Source organism: Pseudoxanthomonas sp. LjRoot204_2 (assembly GCF_056175765.1).
In genome coordinates, this window is sequence record NZ_JBGFFG010000342.1 from 1 (window position 1) to 3,724 (window position 3,724).

The following is a 3,724-nucleotide window of genomic DNA, read 5'->3' on the forward strand; positions in this document are numbered from 1 at the left end:
GGCTGCATGTGCGGCGGCGCCAACGGCTGTGTCGGTGCAGCCTTGGCGCGAGGGATGATGCGGTGGCAATGGTAGTCACCGCTTTTCCGGTCGGTATGGCACCCCTGCTTGTCCACGCCCCCCGCGTGTGCAGGCACCGAGGAGGCGCACGCCAGCCACGCGGCCAGCGCCAGCCCCGCTCTCGCGTGGTGTCCCGGCATCATCAGGGTGACGGTGGGGTTTCGGGCTCGGAGGGCGCGGGGGCCGGGACATCGGGCGGGGGCAAGGCCGCCAGGACATCCTCGGCGTGCTTGAGGTAGTCGGTGAGGTACCAACGATCGCCGCGCCGCGTGAGGCTGACCACCGTGTCGATCTCGCGCTCGCCCAGCGGGTAGTGGATGCGCACGGTGGCCGTGTCGCCCTTCTCCTCCACCAGGCCCGTGCGCAGGTCGGTGAACGTGGTGTCGAGCGGCAGCCCATAACGGGAGAAGGTCGCCTTGGCCTCGATGAAGAACGGCGTCAGCCGTTGCAGGCTGGCCGTCATGCCGGCCTCGCTGAGGTCCTGCTCCGTGGTCAGTCCGCTGCGACGTGCAGCCGGCGCCAGTCGGGCCAGCGTGGTGCGCGCCAGCGCAGGGTCACCCAGGGGTGCCTGCTGCGCCCAGTCGCCGAGTGCGGCGATCACCTGCGCGTAATGGTCGCGTTCTTCCTGGGTGTAGTCGCCCTCGTTCTTCACGTACTGCACGCCGAACAGCCCCAGCGTGCGCGCGGCCTCCTTCAGGTCCCGGTCCTGGYGCGCGAACTGGCGGTCGAAGCTGCGCTGCAGCGTCTTCTCCGCGTCCTTCGCCGACAGCGCGGCCAGCATCGGTACCAGCTTGTCCTCCAGTGGCAGCTCGCTCAGCGGCCAGCGGCTATGGCCGGCACGCCAGGCGGTATCCAGCCGGTCGTGGAGGTCGGGAGGCACGGCGTCGCGGGCGAACCCGACCAGGTCATTCCGCTGCAGGTGGGTGGCCAGTTGGCGCACGGCGGCGGCCGGACCACTGGCGGCACCGGCAAGCTCCTCCGGTCCATGCTTCTTGCAGGCGGCCAGCAGCACCAGCGACAGCCCGAGGGCTGCCAGCACGCGCAGGACGGACGCGGATGGCCTTGGCTTCATGCGGTGTGACTCCCCAGTCGCCCCGCATCTTCGCGGCCCGCGTGGGCGGGCGGCAAGCACCGTCGTCGCAAGTTCTCCGCCGGCGGCCCATAAAAAAGGAGGCCGGGGCGTCTTTCGACGTCGCCGACCTCCTGAAATCCGGCCGAGGCCGGAGGACGAAGTGTTGTGGCACATCTCCGGCCCGCAGGCCGGATGCGCACAGACTACCTGCGTCCCAATGCTAAGGCAACACCTGAAGTAATGCGCTCCAAGTATTTGATTTAATTCAACGAGGCGCCGATTTCTGCCTGGATGGCCTCGGCTGCCGCGCGGGGATCGGCTGCCCGACTGATCGGCCGGCCCACGACGATGGCGTMGGCGCCGAAGGCGAAGGCGTCGGCCACCCCCACGGTACGCTTCTGGTCGTCGCCCGCCGGACCGCCCGGGCGGATGCCGGGGCAGACGATCGAGAAAGCGGACCCGGTCGCGGCGCGGATCATGCCGGCCTCCTGGCCCGAGCAGATCACCCCGTCGATCCCGGCGGCCTGCGCTGCCAGCGCGCGCTGCACGACGATGTCGGCTGGTTCGCCGCCATTGATGCCCATGGCGCGCAGATCGCTGCCGTCCATCGAGGTCAGCACGSTSACCGCSAGCAGGCGCAGGTCGCCGCCGCGCGCTGCGGCGGCTGCCTCCATCATCCCCGCGTGCCAGCCGTGGATGGTCGCGTAAGTCACCGGCCAGCGGGACAGTCCGCGGATCACGCCCGCCACGGTGGCGGGGATATCGAAGAACTTCAGGTCGACGAACACCCGCTTGTCGCGGCGGGCCAGTTCGTCCAGCACGGTGAAGTAGTCGCCGCTGGCGAGCAGCTCCATGCCGATCTTGTAGAACTGCACGGCATCGCCCAGCCGGTCGACCCAGGCCAGCGCGTCGGCACCGGACGGCGCATCCAGCGCGAAGATCAGGCGCTCACGCGCTCTCAGGGCGACCGGCCCACGGCTCACGGTGCGTAGTCCAGCGCTTCGCGCTTGGCCTGGGTGCGTGCGGCGGCCGGCTGGTCCCAGGCGTTGTTGAACAGCGCCGGCTCCCACGAACCGTAGGTCGGGTTGGGCAGCATCCACCAGCGCTCGCCGAACCAGTCGTCGTATTCGTCGAACAGCGCCTGGCGTCCGTCACGCGTGTTGGCTTCCACTTGGACGAAGTCGCCGATCTGGTCGCCGAACTGCATCAGCACGCGGTACTGCTGTCCCGCCAGGCGGYGGCGGCAGTTCTTCTCGGAGCCGTTCTGCTCGCAGCCTTCCAGCACCGTGCCCAGGCCGAGGAACACGCTCTCGTCCGCCACGGGCAGGCCGGCCTCGCGCAGGTTGGCCAGCGTCGCTTCCTTCAGATGCACGGCGCGGTTGGAGATGTACAGGATGGTGACGCCCTTCGCGGCGGCGGCCTTGGCGAAGTCCACCACGCCGGGCAGCGGCTTGGCCTTCTTCTCGGCCACCCACTGGTCCCAGCTGATCTCGTCGTATTCCTTGCCGTCGCGGATCAGGCGCGCCTGGTAGGGCGAGTTGTCCAGCACGGTCTCGTCCACGTCCATCACCACGGCCGGCTTGAGGCCGGCGGCGGCATTGCCGCGCTCGCCCGGGACCAGTGCGTCCCAGTTCTTCTCTTTCAGCGCCACGTCGAGATGGTCGGCGGCGGCACGGAAGGTCTGCATGGTGATCGCGCGATATTCGACCGACGTCTGTACCCAGGCCACGGCATTGAGGTTGTCGTGCGTGCCAGCGTCCTTCGCAGGCGTCGCGGCAGCGGCAGGTGGGGCGGCATCAGCGGGCGCCGCCGCCGGTTCGGTGCGTTTGCAGGCGGCCAGGGTCAGCAACGACGCCGCCAGGCCGGCGGCAAGCAGGGAAACGCGCATGGAAGATCCCATTTCGAATGTGCGGGAATTCTAGCCGACCGCTGTTACACCCGTCGTTCGACGCTGCGGCGCGCGGGTTATCCTGCCGGCCCGATCCAGTTCCCGATGCCTCCATGGAAGACACCGCGCCCGTCCTGACCTCCGCCGAAGCCCGCCTGCTGGGTTGCCTGATCGAAAAGGAAGCCACCACGCCGGAAACGTATCCGCTGACGGTGAATGCCGCGCAGGCTGCCGCCAACCAGAAGACCGCGCGCGAGCCGGTGATGGCGCTGGATCCGGGCGCCGTGAACCATGCGTTGCGGCAGCTGGAACAGAAGGGACTGGCGAAGCAGGTGTTCTCCTCGCGCGCCGAGCGCTACGAGCACCGCACGGCCGCGTTCTTCGGCATTCCCCGGCAGCAAGCCGTGCTGCTGGGCCTGCTGATGCTGCGCGGTGCGCAGACCGTGCACGAATTGCTCGCACGCAGCGAGCGCCTGTTCAAGTTCAACGATGCGGACGATGTCCGCCATCACCTCGACCGCATGATCCAGCGCGACCCGGCCCTCGTCGTGCAGATCCCGCGCGGCCCGGGCCAGCGCGAGGATCGGTACGTGCATCTGTTGAGCGGCGCGGTGGACGTGGCGGCTATCGCCGCGCGCATTCCGGCAGCCTCGGTCGGCGAGCCCGCGACCGCAGAGCTGGAAGCCCGCGTTACAGCACTGGAG

Annotated in this window: 5 protein-coding genes; 1 reads left to right on the forward strand and 4 read right to left on the reverse strand. The window is 69.2% G+C overall.

Annotation, left to right across the window (positions count from 1 at the left end):
* From AC04L7_RS14305 to AC04L7_RS14320, 4 genes are all read right to left on the reverse strand, one after another.
* Positions 1-203: YHYH domain-containing protein (locus AC04L7_RS14305; RefSeq protein ID WP_475513251.1), on the reverse strand; the 203-nt coding region annotated here is incomplete at its 3' end.
* Positions 203-1,099 (reverse strand): hypothetical protein, encoded by an 897-nt coding sequence (locus AC04L7_RS14310; protein WP_475513252.1) that lies wholly within the window; start codon positions 1,097-1,099, stop codon positions 203-205. The genes AC04L7_RS14305 and AC04L7_RS14310, both read right to left, overlap by 1 nt.
* A gap of 293 nt (positions 1,100-1,392) precedes the next feature.
* The gene (gene pyrF, locus AC04L7_RS14315) at positions 1,393-2,115 is read right to left on the reverse strand and encodes an orotidine-5'-phosphate decarboxylase (protein ID WP_475513253.1); all 723 of its coding nucleotides are present in this window, start codon (positions 2,113-2,115) and stop codon (positions 1,393-1,395) included.
* Positions 2,112-3,020: a 5'-nucleotidase, lipoprotein e(P4) family gene (locus tag AC04L7_RS14320; RefSeq protein ID WP_475513254.1), complete on the reverse strand. Its 909-nt coding sequence runs from the start codon at positions 3,018-3,020 to the stop codon at positions 2,112-2,114. Before AC04L7_RS14320 ends, pyrF begins: the two co-directional genes overlap by 4 nt.
* A gap of 113 nt (positions 3,021-3,133) precedes the next feature.
* Between AC04L7_RS14320 and AC04L7_RS14325 the strand changes: the two genes are divergently transcribed.
* Positions 3,134-3,724, forward strand: a 591-nt coding sequence (locus AC04L7_RS14325) for a YceH family protein (protein WP_475513255.1), incomplete at its 3' end; no start/stop codon positions are given.